The following is a 21,052-nucleotide window of genomic DNA, read 5'->3' on the forward strand; positions in this document are numbered from 1 at the left end:
TCCTACATAATACAATAAATTCCAGCCTCACTTCGACCTCACATTATAAATTGGCATAACCTAAGTGTTTGTTAAACAGTGTATTGACATCACAACGATGCTGCCGTCGAAGCGCTTTAGCTTGTGCCTATTTACGTTCAATAGGATTAAGGTCTGGACTATATCTGGACTATAGGGCGGAAGAAACTCAAGAGTGCATGTTGTTTGCTTGATGGCATCTAAAATATCCGTACGTTTATGGAAAGCCGCATTGTCCATAACAATGACAGCCTGTTCCGGCAGTTTGGGTAACAAATCCTGGGTTAACCAAGCATAAAAAGTGTCCGCATTAATACTGCCTTCAAATAAGCTGACTGTTACCAAAGCGGACCCCATCATAGCGCCAATCGCATTAATTCGCCCTTTCGCATGCCAATCATGGACACCATAGCACCACTCGCCTACCGGTGAATAAGCATGCGTTCTCGGCATACTTTGCTCAAAACCACTATAAGGTGCGTATCGGCACATCAAAACGTTCGCTGGTCTGTTCAAAGGTCAGGCCATATTTTTCTTTGACCGCAAAGACTTTTTGTCGAAATTTAAGAGGGTATGTCATGAGAGTATATTATGCCACATAATCTTGCTTTGGCTATAAGCGGCTACCTTTAAGGTTCGCTGTAATGAGCGACCATCTTTTCAACTTTTCCGGTGGCATCAAATTGCATAAATTCACCGGCTTTCATCCCGTTTTGATTCATATATACTCTTCGCAAATGAGAATTTAGCATAAAAAGATGACGTAATGGAGTGAAATATATAAAATAAGGCCATGTCGAATTACACCCTTCCAGAGACTGAATTAGCCGATTTGCGCGAAGCCCATGGTGAGCTTCGAGAAAAACGTGATGCAGACCGAGTTAAAGCCATCATTCTTTTAGGTTCAGGCTGGTCAGCAACAAACGTTGCCGAAGCACTTCTCATTGACCGCAATACAATCCGTACCTACTATCGAAAATATAAGAAAGGTGGTCTTGCTAAACTCCTACAAACTCAGCATGTTGGAAGTGCCAGTTTCTTATCGGTTTCAGAAGCGACCGAGTTGGATGAATATCTGCAGAAAAATCTTCACTTAACCGCTAAATCGGTTGCAGCTTACATTAAAGAGCGTTGGCAGGTTCGCTATAGTGAACGCGGTGTGACAGCCTTGCTGCATCGCTTGGGTTATGTCTATAAAAAGCCCAAGCTGATACCCGGCAAAGCTAATGCAAAAGCCCAACTGGAGTTCCTTGAGAAATATCAACAACTAAAGGAAGACAAGCAGCCCGAAGACTTGATATTGTTCATGGATGGTGTTCATCCACAACATAATCCTGTAATGGCTTGTGGTTGGATTAAGCGTGGTGTGGAATTCACGATTCAGAGTAATACCGGGCGTCAACGTCTCAATGTCAACGGTGCAGTCAATATCGATTCTCTGGATACTGTCTGCCGCTTCTATGACACCATCAATGGCGAGGCAACGATTGATCTTTGTAAGGCGATTGAAGAACGTTACCCGAAGGCTGGGACTATTTACATCATTTGCGATAATGCACGCTACTACCGATCAAAGGCTGTCAGACAATTTCTTGAAATGTCGCGAATTGAATTAGTGTTTTTACCGCCGTATGCGCCGAATCTTAATTTGATTGAACGGTACTGGCGATATTTCAAGAAAGAAATCTTATATGACCAGTATTATGAAACATTCAAAGAATTCAAAATAGCCTGCGAGACATTCTTTTCTGAGCCAGAAAAGCATGTCGACAATTTGCGCTCACTTTTAACTGAGAATTTTCAAATTATCGGTGCATGATGGTTTGCTCTATTTTCATGTGCGGAGAGTATAATACAGCACCAGGCTTTGTTCACCCGCAAACACCTCCAAAACCCTGAATCTCAGATCAGGGTAGGCATCAAGTCCTTTGATAAAATACCGTCTGACCGCTTTCACCCCCATGACTTCAGCTTGACCCAGCAATTTCGCCGCGATCGGTGACACCAGCACAATATCATCGGCATAGTGCAGCATGATTCGGTCAATATCATGAGCGTTCCAGGCCTGTTCCCAGGATTGAGAAAAATTTTTTGCCATTGTCATTTCCATCATTATTTCTCCGCTTGTCATTTTGGTGTCACGGCGGGGACTGTGATATTTTCTGCTTCGGACGCCACATAAACCTGCAACAACCAGCCATTCTGGTGATCGCTGAGCAAGGTTGCCTGAACCGGCAAACCGCGTTTTAACCAGGCGGCAACCCGGGCATTTTGGTGCCTTGGGAGATAGCCCAGTTTGTGTCCTGTTCCGGTCAACACCTCAACCGCCCGGGGGTCATGTTCATTATCGGGTTCGGCCTGCAAATGCAGGCGGTCGCCGTTGTTAAAGTCAGGTTCCAGTTCAGGATAATGATAATAGCGGGTTCCGGCAATGCTGCACCGCATAATAAACAGCCCATACGGTGCGAAGGCCTCGGCCAGGGCGTTGACGATCCGGACTTTTTCGGTCTCGGGCAGGGTGTGATTGGCATAACCTAAATACTCCTGTAATAACCAATGTCCTTCACGATCCTGATTCAGCTGAACCGTTGCCGGGTGTTCACCGTGCCAATGATAAAAATAACAGCGGCCTTCAACAATCTGTTGGGTATAGCCTGCGACACAATTATGCATTTTCCGACCCTCCCGGCGTAATGCTAAACCATCGCGGAGGGGTGTCAACTCGCCGGTAGCCTCAAATGGCGGCTCAGGAAACACCACATTATCGTAAAGTTTATCTGCCCAGTGATAAATCCGGTTTTCCAGTTGCAACACGGTTTTGATGCTGGAAAATGATGTCTGGATGCTTGAGCGAATGTCGCTTGGGGCATTCAAAATCGCAGGCGGAATGATCGACACCAAGAGCTGTTCGTTATTCAATACTGTGGCCAGCACTTGAAACAGTCCCGGCGAAACCATCCAGCCAGGCACTTTGGCCAGTTCGCCTAAAGCGGCTGGTGACAATTCCGGGCACAGGGCAATCGCCTTGGCTTGTGCAGGTTGCTCGAATAAATCATATAAATGCCAGAGACTGTCGCAGGTTATGTCTTCCGGCGGCAGTTTGTAGAGGCTTTTCAGCAGGGATTTAGACACCGGTAACTCAAACAAGGATTCCAGAATAGACCGTCTGGACTCTGACATCATGCGCTGATACACCATCAGCCGCATCACATACGGCAACTGTTCCATCCTGGCCAGTTGCCAAACTGCACACACATACGCCAGCCCCACATGCTGAAGCTCCTGCTGCAAAAATTGCTCAAACCCCGACACATGGCGCATGGCTTCCAGCGCAAAATACTGTAATGAGCGACATTGCCCGGCAATCGCACGAACCGGTTTCGGAATCGCGGCAATTAAGCTTAACAGTGAAGCTTGTATTACGTGATGCGCCTCACTTTCCTTAACGGTCAGACCGAAGAAAACTCCTGTCGGGGCAGGCTGGAATTCAAGATTATTCGCCAGACTCAGCCCCGTCAATAATTTTGTATTGACCGAACCATCTTTTGTCAGCAACGGATAAGGCAAGCAAACACGCCGTAATGTACCGCGCTTGTTATCCTGTAACCAGCAGCGAAAGCCTGCCGTCCAGGACTCAAGGATATAATGCGAGTCTTTTTTGAACTGCAAATAAACCGTATTTTGTAAAAAAGGCCGAGAGCTGTTTTGAATCATGCGCCAGTTGGGTTCAAATGAGGTGTTACACGCCGTAAACCCTTCAGGTCGAGGTGCTGGGTTTATATCGGCAAGGGGCATTCATGAATCGTCTTACAAAAACACACAGTTAAATCAAATATCACTCTACCGGCTAAAGCCTGTGTCTTCAAGTGACAAATTTACTTGACCACTACAAACCGACAGTTGCGTTCAATAATGACAGAAATTGAGCAGCTCAGGCAATAACTTCTCAAAAAATTCCATTTGTGAGAAGATTATCAAGAAAATGCTCAAAAAATAACTTTTTTGAATGGAACGAACGATGCAAAAATTATCTGAGCTGACCATTGATACGGACGACCCAACTATCCTGATGGCTTTAATTAAAGCGCATCGGCCTTTGGCGGAACTCAAAGGTGTTGTTAAAAGTATCCCCAATCAGCAAATTCTGCTGTCTACGCTTACTTTACAGGAAGCCAAAGACAGCTCAGAAATAGAAAATATCAATACTTCCCAGGATGAGCTGTATAAACATACACTGAGATCAGATTTAAGCAATCTAGCGACAAAAGAAGTCGCCAACTATAACCGGGCTTTGCAAGTGGGCTATCAGGCCGTAAAAGAGCACGGTTTACTGACATTAAACACGATCCTGAAAATACAGGAGAACCTGGAAAACAACCGTGCCGGTTTCAGAAAACAACTGGGTACCGTATTAAAAAATGAGCAAACCGGTAAAATTATTTACACCCCACCAGAGCCCCAACAGGTTCCGGAATTGATGGCCGATCTGGAACAAATTATCAACCAACAGCCGCCCCAGAAAGATCCATTAGTAAAGAAAAACTGATGGGTATTTTTAACGCCTTGGTTGTTGATCCAGACCTGGAATGGGAATTTATTGATGGGAGTATTGTGAAAGCACATCAGCATAGTAGTGGTGCGGCCTGTGAACAAGAAACAGCGATAGGAAATCTGTCGCCGGGAACACCAGTAAAATTCATATGGCCGTTGATGCCTGTGGTCTTCCTATTCATTTCTCAGTGACAGGCGGCGAAGTTCATGACTGTAAAGAAGCACCGAAATTAGTTGCAGAGCTCCCAAAAGGTGACTATATAGTTGCTGACAGAGGCTATGACAGTGAAGCATTACGTCTTCAAATTAAAGACAAAGGGGCTGTTCCTGTTATCCCAAGAAAAAAGAATTCAACTCGGGGAAATGATGAAATGGATTGGTGTCTCTACAAATATCGCCATCTCGTTGAAAATGTGTTTGCAAGACTTAAGCATTTCAGAGCGATCGCCACGCGATATGACAAACTCAAACGAAATTTCCTAGTGCAAATGGCGCTTATCCATCACCAATTTGAAAGTATCCATCCTTTTTACGACGGCAATGGCAGAACAGGCCGCATTATCAATATACTTTATCTGGTCAAAACAGGGTTACTGGATTCCCCCGTCCTCTATCTAAGCCGTTACATTAACCAAACCAAAACGGAATATTATCAGCGATTACAACGAGTCAGAGACGATAAAGGTTGGCAAGGCTGGCTCATTTATATGTTAAAAGGCATAGAAATCACCGCCAGTCAGACCATCACTCTGGTTGAAGCCATAAAAGACTTGTTGCAACAACAAAAACATACCATCAGAAACCAGTTTAAATTCTACAGCCAGGATTTAATCAACAATATTTTTCATCACCCGTACACCAAAGTGCAATTTCTGGAACGCGACATTTGTGTATCCAGGGCGACAGCCACCCGTTATCTCGATGCCTTAGCCGACTATGGCATCCTCGAAAAACATAAACTTGGAAGGGAAAATTATTACCTGAACCGGGAACTGGTTGAGCTGCTATTTAATATCCCCTGATGGTTTGTTTCAGGTTCTGTAACAAATGAAAAATGACAAACAAAACCGTCGGTCAATCCGTTTGAAAGGTTATGACTACTCACAGGCGGGGGCTATTTTGTTACCATTTGCACGCATCATCATTTTCCTGTTTTTGGCAAATTATAGGCTATAACTTCCTACAGGTTAGACCACTACACCCAGTTGGCAAAGGAGTTTGGGATTAGTCGTGAGACAGTATATTCAAACCCATAAAGCTGAAGCAGCGAGTAGTGCGAAGAACCGGGAAAATCGTGTCGAGTAGTCTTAAATAGCCGGGATGGGCATGAGTGTTTTTGTTAGGGATTTGTGTTTTAATCAACGTTTAGAAGTAACTGCTCACCCGGTTGTGTTTTAGCCGGAGTAGGTCATTGATTTATCAGGACACGTGAATACATCCATGTGGTTCTGCATAACATCCCTGTTATGCAAGCCTGATAAATCAACAACCTACACCTGCTTTTTAGAGGGGGTGAGTAGATACGTTTAGAAAACGATATTGTCGTCAGCAGCCATGCCAAGAGGAAATAATGGACCTTACACCTATTCTTAATCAAATATATGGAATGCTGTGGTATCTGATTCCTCTCGGAATTTTGGCCGCACTTTTGAAATCGCCTTGGTTCAAAGGTGTGATAGGGGAGTTTGTTGTTAATTTAGGTGCCAGGTGGTTTCTCGATAAAGACACATACCACCTGATAAAGAATGTGACGCTGCCTACAGATGATGGTAGCACACAAATTGACCATGTTATCGTGTCCAAGTACGGTGTTTTTGTGGTGGAAACCAAAAACATGAAAGGCTGGATATTTGGCAGTCCAAATCAAAAAACTTGGACGCAACAAATTTACAAACATAAAACCCGTTTTCAGAATCCCCTCCACCAAAACTACAAGCACACGAAGGTTCTTGGGAGATTGTTAGGATTGAGTGATGAGCAGATTTTTTCAGTGGTTGTATTTGTTGGGGACAGCACATTCAAAACGGCCATGCCGGAAAATGTCACCTATGGCATGGGCTATATTCGATTCATCAAATCGAAAATCCAGCCGGTGCTTTCGGAGAAGGACGTTCAGACGATCAAGGTTAAAATTAAAGCGGGACGATTAACGCCATCGTTAAAAACGAACTGGGAACATGTAAAGCATGTCAAAACCATTATTGCTCACAAGAACGATCAGAAACAATGCCCTAAATGCGGGAGTGTAATGGTGCTGAGAGAAGTTAAAAAGGGTAAAAAAACGGGTAATAAATTTTGGGGATGTTCAAAGTTCCCGAAATGTCGAGGTGCTGTCAATATGGCATAACACGCATCCGGATTTAAGGAAAAAACAGGCAAAAATTTGAATAGATAAGAAGAAAATACAATGCACACCATGAATGCTTTTGTCATTGTTGCCAGTACATTGCCGGTACTGACTTTGGACTGGCTGGTCAGAGTGAAATCGTGTTATTGGGGGCAATGACCAATCCGCAGGGTTATCCTAATTAGTTTGCGGTTGAATAAGTAGCCGACCCTAAAAATTCCACTGAGCAGCATCTTTAGCCAATATTTCTAGATTTGTATCGGAAATAAGGCGTTTAAAAATAAGAGATGCTTGTCTTAAAAGCTATTGAGCTTTATTCCAGACGTACGCCGCCAGCAGCAGGTTGATTTCATCACAGGTTATCCTATCCCTTTTAGAAAATTACGCAGCAGTTATTATTGCTTAGTTTTTCAATGCATAACTTCTACTTTACAAGAGGTAGTGTTTTTTCGGGTAAATCTTATGCTATAGTATTGGCAATGATAATGATTTTTATTACACATTTATTTAACATGGTTGCATAAAATGCCAGTAAGTTTAAAGCAGTTGACGATTGGTGACCGGGCGCGGGTTGTCGGTTTTGAGAAATCCGGAAAAGCGTATCGTAAGCGTCTATTAGCGATGGGGCTAACGCCAGGGACGGAGTTTACCGTGGTCCGTTATGCGCCAATGGGTGATCCGATTGAGATCCGGTTGCGCGGGTTTTCGTTGACACTGCGGAAAGATGAAGCTTCGGTGGTATTGGTGGAGAAGTTATGAGTATGAAATACACAGTCGCTGTTGTTGGCAATCCAAATTGCGGCAAAACCACCTTGTTTAATGCGCTGACAGGTTCAAGGCAAATGGTGGGCAATTGGCCTGGTGTTACCGTTGAACGAAAAACCGGAGAATATACTTATCAGGGTGCTTTGATTGAAGTCGTGGATTTGCCTGGCACCTATTCGTTGGAGTCTGATGATGATTCGGTTTCGTTGGATGAAAAAATAGCCCGTGATTTTGTGGCGGAAAGACAGGCGGACCTGGTTGTCAATATCGTCGATGCAACAAATATTGAGCGTAATCTGTATTTGACTTCGCAATTGATTGAAATGCGGGTGCCGATGATTGTTGCCCTGAATATGATGGATATGATCAAAAAGAAAGGGATTGATATTGATCATAAAAAGTTAGAAAAAAAGTTGGGTTGCCCGGTTGTTCCCATCAGTGCGGCTTCGGGTGAAGGCTTAGATACCTTAAAGCATGTGATCAATCAATCCTGTTTGACGGCGCCTGTGCCCACGATTCAGATTCGCTATCCTGACGAGATCGAACAAGCGGCAAGCGAGTTACAAGAAAAATTAGCAAAAACAGTCGATTCTGAAAAGTATGATTTGCGCTGGTTAGCGTTGCGTTTGTTAGAAAACGACACACTGGCGTTGAGAATTGCCGGGCAAGCGTTGCATGAAGAAGTCGCTCGCTTAACTGCGGAGATTGAGAAAAAAACGGATGAAGAAATCGATATATTGACGGCGGATGCACGTTATAGCTTTGTTCATGACGTGACACAGGATTGTGTCAAACGTATTCATCAGGCCTCACAGGATTTGACCGATAGAATTGATCGTATCGTGCTCAACCGGTTTCTGGGGATTCCGATCTTTTTGTTTGTGATGTATTTGATGTTCATGTTCACGATCAATGTCGGTAATGCCTTTGTTGATTTTTTCGATCAGTTAGCCGGCGCCTTGTTTGTGGATGGCTTCAGGGTTTTATTGCAGCAGTGGGCAGTGCCCGAGTGGTTGATTGTGTTGCTAGCCGACGGTGCGGGCGGTGGGGTGCAAGTAGTGGCCACGTTTATTCCGATTGTTGGGTTTTTGTTTGTGTTTTTATCTTTTTTAGAAGATACCGGCTATATGGCGCGGGCCGCATTTGTGATGGATCGATTTATGCGGATGCTGGGACTTCCAGGAAAATCCTTTGTACCGATGATTGTCGGGTTTGGTTGTAATGTGCCGGCTATTATGGCAACACGCACACTGGAAAATCCACGTGACCGTATTCTGACTAACCTGATGAATCCGTTTATGTCCTGTGGTGCGCGGTTACCCGTGTATGCTTTGTTTGCCGCGGCTTTTTTTCCAGTGGGTGGGCAAAATCTTGTTTTTGGATTGTATCTGATTGGCATTGCTGTCGCTGTCTTGACAGGTTTGATTATGCGGCACACGCTGTTTAAAGGCGATGTAACGCCATTTATCATGGAACTGCCAACCTATCATTTACCCACTTGGCAGGGTATTTATCTGAAAACCTGGGATCGGTTACATGCTTTTATCGTTAAAGCAGGGTCGGTGATTGTGCCGATGGTTCTGGTCTTGAATTTTTTGAATGCCTGGGGTATTGACGGCAGTTTTGATAAACAAAATACCTCCAAATCGGTATTAAGTGAGATTGGTCTGAGCTTGACGCCGGTGTTTGAACCGATGGGGATTCAAGCGCAAAACTGGCCGGCGACCGTGGGTATTTTTACCGGTGTGATGGCGAAAGAAGCCGTTGTTGGTACCTTGTCCGCTTTGTATACGCAAATGGTGGCGCAGGTCGATAATACCGAGGAGGATATATTTGACTTGAGTGCTGCATTGTTGGGTGCGGTTAAAACGATTCCGACCAACTTAGCTGAGATTGCCGATCGAGTGCTAGATCCTTTGGGGATAAATATTGAGACAGATGCGGCAGTGGGCGCGACGCTGCAGGGTGAGAATATTGCTTATCAAGCCATGCGAGCAAATTTTGACGGCAAAATAGGTGCATTTGCTTATTTATTGTTTATTTTGCTTTATGCGCCCTGTGTGGCGGCAACAGCGGCAATTTACCGGGAAACGAGTGCCGGGTGGGCATTTTTTGTCGTCTGTTGGACGACCGGTATTGCCTATATCACGGCGACTGTTTTTTATCAGGCCATGACCTACACGCGACATCCTGAACATGCTTTATTCTGGATAGTCGCGTGTTTGCTGGCGTTTGCATCGGTGATCGCTGGATTATGGCTGTACGGCCGATTTCAACGAGGAGGGCGCTATGATATTGTCCGAAATTAGAAATTATGTGCGGGATAAAAAACGTTGTACTTTGAATGAGCTAGTGATGCATTTTGATGTGGATGCAGAAGCTATGCGCGGAATGTTGAGTAAATGGGCAAAAAAAGGCAAGATACGGCAAATTCCGGTTAGTTCGTCCTGTGGTAGCAGTTGCCATAAGTGTAACCCGGAATTAACCGAGCTGTATGAATGGATTGAGTAGCGCGGATGTTTGATTCTGAAGAGACGTTTTTTCGTCTTGTTCTCAATAAATAACTGATGTTACGCAGTAACTCTTCCCTCATTCCCACACTCCTGCTTAGGAACCCATATAGACACAGAGAACACAGAGAACACAGAGAATGAAACCGTGCAGCAAGGATAAACAACAGATATTTCAACAGAGTCGTTGATAACGTCATGAATCCAAACCTCAAGGGCATTAAACGATACAAATGATAACTCTGTGATCTCTTTTATCGTGTCCTCTTTACCTGCGTGAGTACGATAAATAGCAGTCAGTATCAAGGTGCAATTGTGATTCCCTCATTCCCACGCAAGAGCGGGAACCAGGGGATAACTCTGTGCGCTTTGTGTCGATAAGAAAAAGAGGCCAGAGATGGCTTTTTCTTTCTCGGCAATGGTGAATGGAAGATTATGGGAATAAGATTGAAGTGCCGCTGTCTAACATCAGTAAATAATGAATCACTGATAGTTCAAAATTACACGTGCTAAGCGTGTAAAAATTCCGATTTAAGCGCACCCAAGTCATTTTTCTTGACTAAACTTACGCGCATGCGTTTAAAGTGAGGCAGAAAAAATGACAGAACACGATAATGGTATTTTAATTGCTTATTTAACAGAAGTCCGTGGTGATGGGATGGATGCCCGAATTGCAGAGGACTATTCAACAGAGTTGCCGGTGATTCAAGTCGGCGATGAAGAAATTCTGGTTGGGCATATCGGCTCCTATGTTGTCATTCGACAGTCAGATATTGGCGTATTGGCGCTAGTTTTTAAAATGTGGGAAAAAGACCGCTTCAATACGCAGGGCGAGCGCTTATCCGATCGGTTTATTTCATTGATTCCAGTAGGTGAATTACAGAATGAGCAGTTTATCCGAGGGGTTAGGCATTACCCGACACCTGGTGCGAAAGTTTACGCGGTGGGGTTAAATGAAATCAACGCCATTTTTTCAGCATTCAGGGATTATCAGTTTTATATCGGTCAACTTGCCGCGCATAAAGATTATCATCTTAGTCTCGACCCTAGGGCTTTGTTTGGTCGCCATTTTGCCATTATAGGGCAGTCGGGATCGGGGAAATCCTGGACCGTCACCAGTTTGATTCAGCATACGATTAAGGCGATGCCTAAATGCCATATGATTATGTTGGATTTGCATGGTGAATATTGCTGGAAACGGGATGATGGAAGCATTCAATCGGCCTTTGCGGATGATACGGTCAACTATGTCGATGCATTGGAATTGGAGATGCCGTACTGGATGATGACCTATGCCGAACTGGTCGATTTATTTATCGATAAACAGGATCGGGGCGCATCCATGCAAATGGCCTTTATGCGCGAAATATTACAGCAACTTAAACGTAAGGAAGCGAAAAAAATCGGCTTAACGGGTGTGTCTATTGATACGCCAATTTATTTTTCGTTGGCCGAGATGTATATGCAATTTAAAAATGCCAATGAAGAGCGGAAAGACTTTGGTAAGACCAAAGGCGCCTTATTTGGTCAGTTTGACGAGTTTTTGGTCAGAATGCAAAGCCGGTTTAACGATGTGCGCTATGATTTTTTGCTTAAACCTAAAAAGCGTAATACGTCGGATAGTATGGCCGATTTGCTGCGTGAATTTATTGGTTTAGGACAGAAAAAGGCCAATATTACCGTGGTCGATTTGAGTTCAGTGCCAACCGATGTCAGGCCGGCGGTTTCGGCCCAGGTCGGGCGTTTGGCCTATGAGTTTAATTACTGGAATCCGCGGCGGCGGGAATTTCCAATTACCCTGATTTGTGAAGAAGCCCATGCTTATATTCCACGCGAAAAAGGGGGGCAGTTCGATGGTACCAAGCGCATGATGGAACGGATTGCTAAAGAAGGGCGTAAATACGGTGTGTCGATTGGCGTGATCAGTCAGCGGCCGACCGAACTTTCGGAAACCATGTTATCGCAATGCAGTACATTTATCTGTTTACGGACAACGAACCCGGATGATCAGCAATATATACGTGGCCTGGTGCCAGAAGCCGAAGGGGACTTAACCGATATTTTAACGTCATTAGGACGGGGCGAGGCGCTGGTGCTGGGAGAGGCGGCGCCGTTACCGACCCGCGTGCAGATTTATCGTCCTGATCCGCCGCCGAAAAGTAACGATGTGGATTATTACACTAGTTGGCGCGAAGGCGCGGAGGAACTGGATGTCGAGGGTATTGTGAATAACTGGCGTACTCAAACGCGGCAGTAAAGTCATTGTATCCTTGAAACGTAACTACTCACGCCTTTAGAAACACCGGGCGTAGGGTATTGATATTTCAGGACGCGTAGATACATCCATGTTGCACAAGCCTGAAAAACTCAATACCTTACGCCCACTAAATGATTACCGTGCGAGTTACCTTGAAACTGTGATTTCAATGCGAATAGCTTGTCACCTAGGATCTTTACCAAAAAGCGCTTTTAGTGCCGGTACGTTATCTTCGGGAAGGCGGATTCGCACGCTGATGTTTTCGCCAAATTGTTGCTCGATAATTTGGCCATTCAGTTTTTTCAGCTGATATTCAAGGTTTTGGAGTTGTTTGTAGTCCAGCGTGAAGCATATTTCATTCATGACGATAAAGTCCACAATTTCAGCTTGCTCGATAACCTTTTTTGCACTATTGCCATAGGCGCGAGTGAGGCCGCCGGCGCCGAGTTTGATGCCACCAAAGTAACGTATGACGATGAGTAATACATTAATCAGCTGTTTGCCTTCTAAGTGTTGAAAAATAGGTTTTCCAGCCGTGCCGGATGGTTCACCGGCATCGTAGAATCGGCAGATCAAGCCTTTATTGGATTGAATACGATAGGCGTAAACCAGATGGCTGGCATCGGGATATTGCTGGTTGTAATGGATAAGCAGCTGCTTGGCCTGTTGTTCTGAGTCGCACGGCAAAAGCAAGCTGATAAAACGGGATTTTTTAATGATTTCTTCGGTTTGAGCTGGTTTTTTGACGATACGCATAGGTTAAAGCAAGCGGGCGATATCGGGATACTGGCTTAACAGCGTTTGTCGAAATTGCTCGATTGGCGATTCTTGCAGACGCTGTTTGGCCGATAATGGAATTGGGATGTCACGCACAACATGCATCGGTGGGTTGGATAAAAATATGATGCGATCGGCCAGGGCGATCGCTTCGCGCAGATCGTGGGTGACAAATAAAACGGTATGTGGGCGTTGCCGCCAAAGTTGCATCAATAATTGCCGAACCTGGCGGGCGGTCGGTGCATCGAGTGATACGAATGGCTCGTCCATCAGTAAAATATCCGGGTTGATGGCGAAGGCGCGAATGATAGCGACGCGGCGACTCATGCCCAGTGACAGGTGTTCAGGGTAGCTCTGTTGTACCCGGGTCAGTTGCATAGTTTCCAATAAGTCATCCAATATCCTGGCGTCAATTCCCTCATGACAGGCGAGTTCAATATTTTCACGTACTGTATGCCAGGGCAATAGGCGCGGGTTTTGAAAGACATAACCGATTTTGGCAGGTTTCGTGCCGGGTAATACGATTTGGCCGTCAAATTGTGTGTCCAGGCCGGCGATAATATTCAATAATGTGGTTTTACCGCAACCTGAAGGCCCGACCAGGCATACGAATTCGTGTTGGGCAACATTAAATTCTAGATTATAGATGGCTTGGTGAGCGCGTTCCGGGTGCTGCTTATCGGGGTAGGTTTTGTTGTGAATCTGAATCAGAAAATCATTCATCGGCGCCACCTCAGTGCTTTTCTATCCAGCGGCTTTAACAGTAACAGTTCAATTAACTGAATCACTGCCACAAAGGCGATGGTGTAGGCCAAAATGCTGGCGACATCGAAGAGCTGAAAGAAAATATGCAGTTGATAACCCATGCCGTCGCTGCGGCCCAATAATTCGACTACCAGGATAATTTTCCAGATCAGCGCGATACCCGATCGGGTTGCCGCCATCACATAAGGATGTAGCTGTGGCCAGATGACATGGCGTAATGTTTTTAATTTACTGAAGCGGAAGCTTTGCGCCATTTCCAGTAAATCTTTATCCAATGCGCGGGTGCCTTCGCGGATGGTAACGATAACATTAGGTAGTTTATTAATGACTACGGCAGTAATAGCCGCTGTCTCCACTAGACCGAACCAGACATAACAAAGAATAATCGTGACCAGGGCAGGGATGTTTAAAAAAATAACCAGCCATTGGTCAAAAAAAGCATTCAGAGCCTGATTGCGTCCTAAGGCAATGCCAAATGCGCAGCCGAGCAGCATGGCAATACTGAAACTAAGGCCTAAACGCATCAATGTGATACCCAAATGATGGGGCAATTCGCCAGAAATGATGGCTTGCCAAAGGACTTGAGCGACATGAATGACATCCGGCAATACCGGGCTGTTTAGCCACATGGCCAGACCCTGCCAAGATAAAAAAAACACGCCAGTCGAAATCAGCGATAGCATGCGCGCACGAGTGAAAAATGATTTCATTTATCGGTCAGATACCAAAATGTATCCGCTTGAATCTGTTCTGATGAGCCCGTTAATTTATTATGACTTAATTTTTTCAATAATCGGTAAATCGTTTCAGCAGCGGCACGTTTTTTAGGTGACCAGTCCGTCACCTGGCCTGCGCAGTAACGCCTGCGAAGCAGAGTTTGCTCAGCTTTGTTTTCGCTTTTTATTAATGGCAGAATCGCTTGCCACGCACGCTCATCCTTACACAATAATTGGCGGGCTTTAGCAACATCGTTGAAAAATTGCTTGAGTGCCGATTGATGTTTGTGAGCCCATTGCCGGTTAAATACATAGCCGAGCATGGGCAGGCCTTGTTTTATACCGAGTTCTGCTAAGATTTGCTGTCCATTTAAAACCTGGTGATAGCCTTTAGCCTGGAGGCGGGCGGCAAAATGCCAATAGGTCAATACGGCATCCAGGCGGTTTTGTACTAATTGTTGATTGAGTATGGGGGGGGCGCCGAAGACTTTTTGTACGGTTTGATTAAGGTCTACAGATTGTGTTTGCGCCAACGCTTGCAGTAATAACCAGTTTTTATCTAGCTCACCTCCAGCGATACCGAGTTTTGAGCCAGCCAAATCAGAGATTTTTTGGATAGAACTCTGTTTGGGAACAATCAGTCCGCCCGATGTTTCAGAATAGGGGTAAAACGTATAATCATAGCCTTGGCTACGAAGCCTGGATACCCAAACCCAGTCGGCGACAATCATGTCCACGGTATTGGATTGCAAGGCAATTTTGCCTGATTGGGGGGTCGCCAATGGCGTGATATGTAATTGATACGGCGCATTTTGGGTTAATCCGGCATTTTCTAGGGTCGTTAATTCCCAGTTGGCTGTGCCAAATGCCAAAACGCCCAAGTGGAAAGTGGGCTTTTCAGCCGCAAAGCTGGGTAAGCTGAAAAAGAGAACGATAATTGTGGTAAAAAATTTAAACATTATGCAGGTTAGCGATCCTAAAGGCGGTTAAAAAATAGCGTGAGGGGGGATTTTAGCGTTTACATCGATATAACTATGCCTAAAATAAGACTTGTATAGGATAAGGCAAGGCGTTGTATTCTGTAAACCCAGCACCTTGTCCTGAAGAACAAGGCTTTGTGTAAGAAATTTTTATTGCACATTTTTATCCTCGCCATAAATGGTGAGGCATTATAAGGTGCTGGGTAAAATACTTGGCATAGAGCTAAGCATAAAAAAGGGAGCAAACGAGGCTCCCTTTTTTATTTAAAATGAACGATTCTTAGCGATCTGTTCTTTTGTAAGTGACTCGACGGTTTAAGGAGCGGCCTTCTGCCGTATCATTTGGCGCAACAGGTTTGCTTTCGCCATAACCGACGGTGGTTAAACGCTCAGGTGCTATCCCATGACGGACTAATTCAGCTTTAACCGCTTCAGCCCGACGCTGGGATAGTTTCAGGTTGTAAGCTTCTGAGCCTGTGCTGTCAGTATGTCCCTGGATTTCTAAAGTTAATTCAGGGTTCAGTTTTAAGACTCTAACCGCATTAGTGATCATATCGTGATAAACCGATTTGATTTTAGCGCTATCAACGTCAAACAAAACACCGCGGAACGTCCAGCAGCCATGTTTATCAACGATAGCCCCTTTAGGCGTATCTGGACATTGATCTTTTGAATCAACGACACCGTCACCATCACTGTCTTTTTCACGGATAATAGGGTGGCCACCTTTGAAGAATACATTTTCGACAAAGTTCGCCATGCCAGCTTCTGTTGCAATGTTTTGTCCGTTGACAGAAAATCCGCACTGACCCACAGTACTGAGATCATTCAATGTTACTTTACCAGCTTCATCGGCTTTATTGCCAACCCAAACGGTATAGATGCAAAGTTTGTCACCGTATTGTTCTTTTAATGTTTGTGCTGATGGGATAGGGGATGTTGTCGTTTCGACGCCATCACTGAAAATGATTAAGGCAATATTGCCTTCAGCATTTTTTAGGTCATTTTTAGCGGCATTTAAAGCATTTGCCATGGGCGAGCCACCACTTGAACAGGTCAATGTAGCAATAGTACTTTCAAAACCTGATTTTGAATAATTTTGAACAGGTTGGTTGAGTTTTGTAAACGACCAATCCAAGCACGGACCAAAACCAAAGCTTCTCAGGCCAGATGCCAAGGCCACATCAGGAATCGTTTGATTTAATCGATGTAATAGTTCTTTTTCGACATCAAATTTTGTTTCCCCCACAAATGGCGCCGCTTCATAAATACTGCTCATTGAGGACGATGAGTCGTTAATCACAAAAAAAGTGTTTGTTTTTTGGACGAGATAACCACTTTTGACTTTCGTATTCAGGTCTTGAGCCTGGAATGGTGCGAGGCTACTGGTAGACTGAGTGGCGCAGCCTGTTAAAACGGCACTGGTTATGAGGGCCGATAATAATGTTGTTCTTTTCATAAAAGAATCTCCATGTTTATGATGTTTTTCTAACGCTTAATAGTCTAGCGGTTTAATTTATAATTGAATAGTGTAGATGCAATAGATAACGTAAAATGATAAATGGCTTTATCTGAATACACAATGAATGGGAGATATTTATGATGACATGGATAAAAAAACTGCTCGTGTTGGCCCTATGCTTATGGGCGGTCAATGTGTTTGCAGTATCTATAGCTGAACTGGAACAGCATGCTAAACAAGGCGATGCAATGGCTCAAGCAAAACTAGGCGCTATGTATCTATTGGGTTGGCAGGGGTTTGAACAAAATAATGAAAAAGCCGCCGGATGGATTGAAAAAGCGGCTAAACAAGGGTTGGTTGATGCCGAAGTATTGATGGGCGCTTTGTATGATCGTGGGCTAGGTGTCATGGCTGACCGCAATAAAGCAACACAATGGTATAAAAAAGCCGCTGCTCATGGACATCAGACTTCCCAGGCTATTTTAGGACTGAATAAGGCGGCAAAAGGGAGTGTACAGTTTAGTTATCAAGCGATGCGTTTGAATGCGGCTCGGTCTATTCCCAGAGAGTATGCTAAAAGATTTTTAATGAAGAAATAATATCAATGACTATAAAAACACGTTTTGCACCCAGCCCAACGGGCTATTTACATGTTGGCGGCGCCAGAACTGCCTTGTTTTCATGGCTTTATGCGCGTAAGCATGGCGGAAAATTTGTATTAAGGATTGAAGATACTGACCTTGAACGCTCAACCCAAGAGTCGGTTAACGCCATTCTAGAAGGTATGGCTTGGTTGGGTCTGGAATATGATGAAGGCCCTTTTTATCAAACCCATCGCTTTGAACGATATAAAGAGATTATTCAGCAATTGTTGGATCAAGGGGATGCCTATTATTGTTATTGCAGCAAGGACGAATTGGATGCTTTGCGTGAGCAACAAGTCGCTAATAAAGAAAAGCCGCGTTATAACGGCAAATGCCGCGATGCGAGTCATACCAGAAAAGAAGGTGAGGCGGTAATCCGGTTTAAAAATCCGGCACAAGGTGAAGTTATCATAGATGATTTGATCAAGGGTAAGATTGTTGTCGCCAACAAGGAACTGGATGATCTGATTATCGCCCGTTCGGATGGCTCGCCGACGTATAATTTGACCGTTGTTGTAGATGATATGGATATGGGGATCAATGTGGTGATTCGCGGCGACGACCATATCAATAATACGCCGCGACAAATCAACATACTGCGGGCATTAGGTGTTGAGCCGCCGAAATATGCGCATGTTCCGATGATTTTGGGGGCAGATGGCGCCAGATTGTCGAAGCGCCATGGGGCGGTTAGTGTTATGCAGTACCGGGAAGAGGGTTTTTTGCCGGATGCTTTGCTGAATTATCTGGTGCGGCTGGGGTGGTCACATGGCGACCAGGAAATTTTTACTGTCGATGAGATGATTGCATTGTTTGAGCTTGAAAACGTCAATGTTTCGGCTTCAACCTTTAACAATGAAAAATTATTATGGTTGAATCATCAGTACATCATGAATAGTGATCCAGCGCATGTAGCGCATCATTTAAGCTGGCATATGGGGGAGCGAGGCATAGATCCAGCACAAGGCCCGGAGTTGACCGAAGTGGTGAAAGCGCAGCGGGAGCGTTGTAAAACATTGGTGGAGATGGCCGAGGCCAGTCGCTATTTTTACCAGGAATTTGAAAACTACGATGAAAAGGCGGCGAAAAAGAATTTTAAAGCCGGTTCAGATGAGGTTTTGCGCCATTTACTGGCAAAATTTTCTGCTATATCTGAATGGGATGGCGAAAAATTACATCAAATTGTTCTAGATACTGCCGAAGAGTTGGATTTAAAGCTAGGTAAAGTCGCTCAGCCCTTGCGGGTTGCCGTGTGCGGGACAGCCGTGTCGCCTTCGATTGATGTGACGCTGTCACTGTTAGGTCGAGACAAAACCCTAAATAGAATGGAAAAAGCGATAAAATTTATTCAAGATAAAAATAAATCCTAGACAAGAGGAAAAAACTAAGTATAATACCCGGACTCAACTGAGGGGCCATAGCTCAATTGGGAGAGCGCAACACTGGCAGTGTTGAGGTCGGCGGTTCGATCCCGCCTGGCTCCACCATTTTGCAGTTGAAAAGTCTTAGTCCCCATCGTCTAGAGGCCTAGGACACCGCCCTTTCACGGCGGTAACGGGGGTTCGAACCCCCCTGGGGACGCCATTTTATGTTTGGTTTTGAGTATTGCAAAATAACGGCAATGCTTTAGTTTGAAGGTTGTTTTAAAAAGTCTTAGTCCCCATCGTCTAGAGGCCTAGGACACCGCCCTTTCACGGCGGTAACGGGGGTTCGAACCCCATAAGCGCCAACTTAAGCCATTAAATCATTGATTACGTGTTGAAAAATAAAGGTGTGGCCACCACATAGAGTCTTTTGCCGACAAAAGTGAAAACCCTATGAAAAAGCAGCCACCTCACATAGATACTCGTTTTGAACAATTTGTGCAAGAACTTCCAGAAGATTATCAACAACAAGCCTATGAATTTAAAGCCTTCACGCGTGCGCGCAAGATCCGTTCGCCCTTACAACTGTTACAGTTGGTGATGCTCTACTGTGGTCTGGATTTCTCCTTGCGGAGTTGCGCCGGCGAGGTGGCTCACTTACAGGGCTACCTGAGTGATACGGCGGTAAAAAGACTGGCGGCCTGCGTTCCTTGGGTAAAATCCTTGCTATCGGGCGTATTTGGGTTGCATCAGGTGGTTGACAGTGGTTCATTAAGCTTCGTTATTATTGATGGCTCGACCGTGCAGGAACCCGGTGCGACAGAAACCACGTATCGGCTACATATCGCGATAGATTTGATTTCACTGACATTGCGCCAGGTTGAAGTCAGTACGGACAAGATTGGCGAAAGCCTTGACCATTATGTGCTGGAATCGGGCGATGTCGTGTTGATTGATCGTGGCTACAATCAACCGAAGTCGTTGGTGCCTTTTATTGACCGAGGTGGCGATATTGTGCTGCGCTATAACGCGCACAGCATGAATTTATATGCGCTTGACGACCACGGCAAGCTGATAAAAATTGACTGGGAAACGAAATTACAACGTCTCGGGAAACAAGCGGGGGCTATTCCGGTTTATTTGTGCCATGATACTAAACGAATCGCCTGCACGGTACATGCGGTTCCGTTACCTGCCGAAAAAGCGGCGCAAGCCCGGCGTAAAGCGAAACTCAGAGCGCAGAACAAAGGACGTACAGCCCAGGAAAAAACGCTCTATCTCAGTGAATGGGTCTTAATTTTAACGTCCGTGCCGGTCGAGTTGCTCAGCACCGAAACGGCTGCCGCGCTCTATCGTGTACGCTGGCAGGTGGAATTGGTGATCAAACGGCTGAAAAGCCTGTTGGCGATCAATCAATTACGTGCCCGTAAAGACAGTCAATTGGCCGAATTGTATTTACAGGGCAAACTTCTGTATGCGGTGGTTACGGAAAAGATCGCGCAGCGGTGTTTTACCAAGGCCTTGACGAAAATGGATGGGCCGCGTGCATTGACACCCTGGCGTTTGTATAAAACGATTGCTGAGGACATTAAATCAGGATTGAACGCCTGTTTTCCGAAGCAAGAACGCTTTCAGCGTGATTATTTGAAAAGCGTTAGCGAACGCCCGAGAAAACGTTCGTTGCAGAGTCTACCTGAACCGATTTTGGGAATGATTCGACAATGCAGAGAGCTGGGCGTAAGTCGTGTTTAATCAAGTGGTTGGGGGCTTAAGTTGGCGCTTATGGGTTCGAACCCCCCTGGGGACGCCATCTATTATTACCCTGCCTGCCTGCCTGATTTAAGGTTGTTGCAGGGTATTTTTTTGTCTGAAGAAAAGTATCCGCCGTTTACTTGG

19 protein-coding genes, 3 tRNA genes and 1 pseudogene are annotated in these 21,052 nt (G+C 45.0%); 15 read left to right on the forward strand and 8 right to left on the reverse strand.

The features are described 5' to 3' along the window. Positions 1-60: 60 nt before the first annotated feature. Entirely contained in the window at positions 61-471 is a 411-nt protein-coding gene (locus tag JEU20_RS11880) for a transposase (RefSeq protein WP_245395245.1), read from the reverse strand. A gap of 340 nt (positions 472-811) precedes the next feature. Here JEU20_RS11880 and JEU20_RS11885 point away from each other — a divergent pair, with 340 nt between their 5' ends. Beyond that, the gene (locus JEU20_RS11885; RefSeq protein ID WP_198243546.1) at positions 812-1,837 is read left to right on the forward strand and encodes an IS630 family transposase; all 1,026 of its coding nucleotides are present in this window, start codon (positions 812-814) and stop codon (positions 1,835-1,837) included. 15 nt (positions 1,838-1,852) lie between these two features. On the opposite strand, the gene JEU20_RS11890 is transcribed toward JEU20_RS11885, so the two are convergent. Continuing rightward, a complete protein-coding gene (locus JEU20_RS11890; protein ID WP_198246344.1) occupies positions 1,853-2,131 on the reverse strand; it encodes a nuclear transport factor 2 family protein in 279 nt (92 codons plus the stop codon). A gap of 14 nt (positions 2,132-2,145) precedes the next feature. Continuing rightward, the gene (locus JEU20_RS11895) at positions 2,146-3,732 is read right to left on the reverse strand and encodes an HIRAN domain-containing protein (protein WP_198246346.1); all 1,587 of its coding nucleotides are present in this window, start codon (positions 3,730-3,732) and stop codon (positions 2,146-2,148) included. Positions 3,733-4,087: 355 nt separating this feature from the next. On the opposite strand from JEU20_RS11895, the gene JEU20_RS11900 reads away from it, so the two are divergent. The 8 genes and pseudogenes from JEU20_RS11900 (at position 4,088) to JEU20_RS11935 (ending at position 12,448) form a co-directional block, all read left to right on the forward strand. Beyond that, a complete protein-coding gene (locus tag JEU20_RS11900) occupies positions 4,088-4,564 on the forward strand; it encodes a Fic family protein (RefSeq protein WP_425356719.1) in 477 nt (158 codons plus the stop codon). Then, a pseudogene (locus tag JEU20_RS15645) lies at positions 4,558-5,087 on the forward strand (IS5 family transposase); the annotation flags it as partial. The gene JEU20_RS11900 and the pseudogene JEU20_RS15645, both read left to right, overlap by 7 nt. A gap of 108 nt (positions 5,088-5,195) precedes the next feature. After that, complete coding sequence (locus tag JEU20_RS15650; RefSeq protein WP_342590523.1) at positions 5,196-5,591, forward strand: Fic family protein; 396 nt, start codon at positions 5,196-5,198, stop codon at positions 5,589-5,591. A 548-nt stretch (positions 5,592-6,139) separates the two neighbouring features. Further along, entirely contained in the window at positions 6,140-6,916 is a 777-nt protein-coding gene (locus tag JEU20_RS11915) for a nuclease-related domain-containing protein (protein WP_198246350.1), read from the forward strand. Between the two features lie 525 nt (positions 6,917-7,441). Beyond that, on the forward strand, positions 7,442-7,675 hold the full coding sequence (locus tag JEU20_RS11920; RefSeq protein WP_198246352.1) for a FeoA family protein: 234 nt from the start codon (positions 7,442-7,444) through the stop codon (positions 7,673-7,675). Then, positions 7,672-9,990 carry a Fe(2+) transporter permease subunit FeoB gene (feoB, locus tag JEU20_RS11925; RefSeq protein WP_198246354.1) on the forward strand — a complete coding sequence of 773 codons (2,319 nt, stop codon included), beginning with the start codon at positions 7,672-7,674 and terminating at the stop codon, positions 9,988-9,990. Before JEU20_RS11920 ends, feoB begins: the two co-directional genes overlap by 4 nt. Beyond that, positions 9,971-10,192, forward strand: coding sequence for a FeoC-like transcriptional regulator (locus tag JEU20_RS11930; protein ID WP_198246356.1), 222 nt, complete (start codon positions 9,971-9,973; stop codon positions 10,190-10,192). The genes feoB and JEU20_RS11930 overlap by 20 nt, the downstream gene beginning before the upstream one ends. 597 nt (positions 10,193-10,789) lie before the next feature. Continuing rightward, entirely contained in the window at positions 10,790-12,448 is a 1,659-nt protein-coding gene (locus JEU20_RS11935) for an ATP-binding protein (RefSeq protein WP_198246358.1), read from the forward strand. A 183-nt stretch (positions 12,449-12,631) separates the two neighbouring features. On the opposite strand, the gene JEU20_RS11940 is transcribed toward JEU20_RS11935, so the two are convergent. The 5 genes from JEU20_RS11940 to JEU20_RS11960 all read right to left on the reverse strand — a co-directional run bounded on the left by JEU20_RS11940 (position 12,632) and on the right by JEU20_RS11960 (position 17,145). Continuing rightward, positions 12,632-13,204, reverse strand: coding sequence for a YigZ family protein (locus tag JEU20_RS11940; protein WP_198246360.1), 573 nt, complete (start codon positions 13,202-13,204; stop codon positions 12,632-12,634). Positions 13,205-13,207: 3 nt separating this feature from the next. Next, on the reverse strand, positions 13,208-13,948 hold the full coding sequence (locus tag JEU20_RS11945; RefSeq protein WP_198246362.1) for an ABC transporter ATP-binding protein: 741 nt from the start codon (positions 13,946-13,948) through the stop codon (positions 13,208-13,210). Then, positions 13,945-14,700 carry an ABC transporter permease gene (locus JEU20_RS11950; RefSeq protein ID WP_425356715.1) on the reverse strand — a complete coding sequence of 252 codons (756 nt, stop codon included), beginning with the start codon at positions 14,698-14,700 and terminating at the stop codon, positions 13,945-13,947. The genes JEU20_RS11945 and JEU20_RS11950 overlap by 4 nt, the downstream gene beginning before the upstream one ends. Then, the gene (locus JEU20_RS11955; RefSeq protein ID WP_198246364.1) at positions 14,697-15,665 is read right to left on the reverse strand and encodes an ABC transporter substrate-binding protein; all 969 of its coding nucleotides are present in this window, start codon (positions 15,663-15,665) and stop codon (positions 14,697-14,699) included. The genes JEU20_RS11950 and JEU20_RS11955 overlap by 4 nt, the downstream gene beginning before the upstream one ends. 301 nt (positions 15,666-15,966) lie before the next feature. Continuing rightward, on the reverse strand, positions 15,967-17,145 hold the full coding sequence (locus JEU20_RS11960) for an OmpA family protein (RefSeq protein ID WP_198246366.1): 1,179 nt from the start codon (positions 17,143-17,145) through the stop codon (positions 15,967-15,969). Between the two features lie 140 nt (positions 17,146-17,285). Between JEU20_RS11960 and JEU20_RS11965 the strand changes: the two genes are divergently transcribed. From JEU20_RS11965 to JEU20_RS11990, 6 genes are all read left to right on the forward strand, one after another. After that, entirely contained in the window at positions 17,286-17,747 is a 462-nt protein-coding gene (locus tag JEU20_RS11965) for a tetratricopeptide repeat protein (protein ID WP_245395246.1), read from the forward strand. 5 nt (positions 17,748-17,752) lie between these two features. Next, a complete protein-coding gene (gene gltX / locus JEU20_RS11970; RefSeq protein ID WP_198246368.1) occupies positions 17,753-19,162 on the forward strand; it encodes a glutamate--tRNA ligase in 1,410 nt (469 codons plus the stop codon). 41 nt (positions 19,163-19,203) lie between these two features. Continuing rightward, a tRNA-Ala gene (locus tag JEU20_RS11975) sits at positions 19,204-19,279 on the forward strand. 21 nt (positions 19,280-19,300) lie between these two features. After that, positions 19,301-19,376 (forward strand) — tRNA-Glu (locus tag JEU20_RS11980). Between the two features lie 80 nt (positions 19,377-19,456). Further along, positions 19,457-19,521: transfer RNA gene (locus JEU20_RS11985), tRNA-Glu, on the forward strand. Between the two features lie 88 nt (positions 19,522-19,609). Next, entirely contained in the window at positions 19,610-20,908 is a 1,299-nt protein-coding gene (locus JEU20_RS11990) for a transposase (protein WP_198246370.1), read from the forward strand. Positions 20,909-21,052: the final 144 nt, after the last annotated feature.

Source organism: methane-oxidizing endosymbiont of Gigantopelta aegis (assembly GCF_016097405.1).
Classification (GTDB): Bacteria; Pseudomonadota; Gammaproteobacteria; order Methylococcales; family Methylomonadaceae; genus Methylomarinum.

What these genes read in the sequence shown, in the direction of transcription:
- JEU20_RS11935 (WP_198246358.1), top strand. Translation starts at nt 10,790, where the DNA reads ATGACAGAACACGATAATGGTATTTTAATTGCTTATTTAACAGAAGTC.
- JEU20_RS11915 (WP_198246350.1), top strand. Translation starts at nt 6,140, where the DNA reads ATGGACCTTACACCTATTCTTAATCAAATATATGGAATGCTGTGGTAT.
- feoB (WP_198246354.1), top strand. Translation starts at nt 7,672, where the DNA reads ATGAGTATGAAATACACAGTCGCTGTTGTTGGCAATCCAAATTGCGGC.
- JEU20_RS11890 (WP_198246344.1), bottom strand. Translation starts at nt 2,131, where the DNA reads ATGATGGAAATGACAATGGCAAAAAATTTTTCTCAATCCTGGGAACAG.
- JEU20_RS11965 (WP_245395246.1), top strand. Translation starts at nt 17,286, where the DNA reads ATGATGACATGGATAAAAAAACTGCTCGTGTTGGCCCTATGCTTATGG.
- JEU20_RS11895 (WP_198246346.1), bottom strand. Translation starts at nt 3,732, where the DNA reads ATGATTCAAAACAGCTCTCGGCCTTTTTTACAAAATACGGTTTATTTG.
- JEU20_RS11920 (WP_198246352.1), top strand. Translation starts at nt 7,442, where the DNA reads ATGCCAGTAAGTTTAAAGCAGTTGACGATTGGTGACCGGGCGCGGGTT.
- JEU20_RS11885 (WP_198243546.1), top strand. Translation starts at nt 812, where the DNA reads ATGTCGAATTACACCCTTCCAGAGACTGAATTAGCCGATTTGCGCGAA.
- JEU20_RS11960 (WP_198246366.1), bottom strand. Translation starts at nt 17,145, where the DNA reads ATGAAAAGAACAACATTATTATCGGCCCTCATAACCAGTGCCGTTTTA.
- JEU20_RS11945 (WP_198246362.1), bottom strand. Translation starts at nt 13,948, where the DNA reads ATGAATGATTTTCTGATTCAGATTCACAACAAAACCTACCCCGATAAG.
- JEU20_RS11900 (WP_425356719.1), top strand. Translation starts at nt 4,088, where the DNA reads ATGGCTTTAATTAAAGCGCATCGGCCTTTGGCGGAACTCAAAGGTGTT.
- gltX (WP_198246368.1), top strand. Translation starts at nt 17,753, where the DNA reads ATGACTATAAAAACACGTTTTGCACCCAGCCCAACGGGCTATTTACAT.
- JEU20_RS11880 (WP_245395245.1), bottom strand. Translation starts at nt 471, where the DNA reads ATGCCGAGAACGCATGCTTATTCACCGGTAGGCGAGTGGTGCTATGGT.
- JEU20_RS11990 (WP_198246370.1), top strand. Translation starts at nt 19,610, where the DNA reads ATGAAAAAGCAGCCACCTCACATAGATACTCGTTTTGAACAATTTGTG.
- JEU20_RS11930 (WP_198246356.1), top strand. Translation starts at nt 9,971, where the DNA reads ATGATATTGTCCGAAATTAGAAATTATGTGCGGGATAAAAAACGTTGT.
- JEU20_RS11950 (WP_425356715.1), bottom strand. Translation starts at nt 14,700, where the DNA reads ATGAAATCATTTTTCACTCGTGCGCGCATGCTATCGCTGATTTCGACT.
- JEU20_RS11940 (WP_198246360.1), bottom strand. Translation starts at nt 13,204, where the DNA reads ATGCGTATCGTCAAAAAACCAGCTCAAACCGAAGAAATCATTAAAAAA.
- JEU20_RS11955 (WP_198246364.1), bottom strand. Translation starts at nt 15,665, where the DNA reads ATGTTTAAATTTTTTACCACAATTATCGTTCTCTTTTTCAGCTTACCC.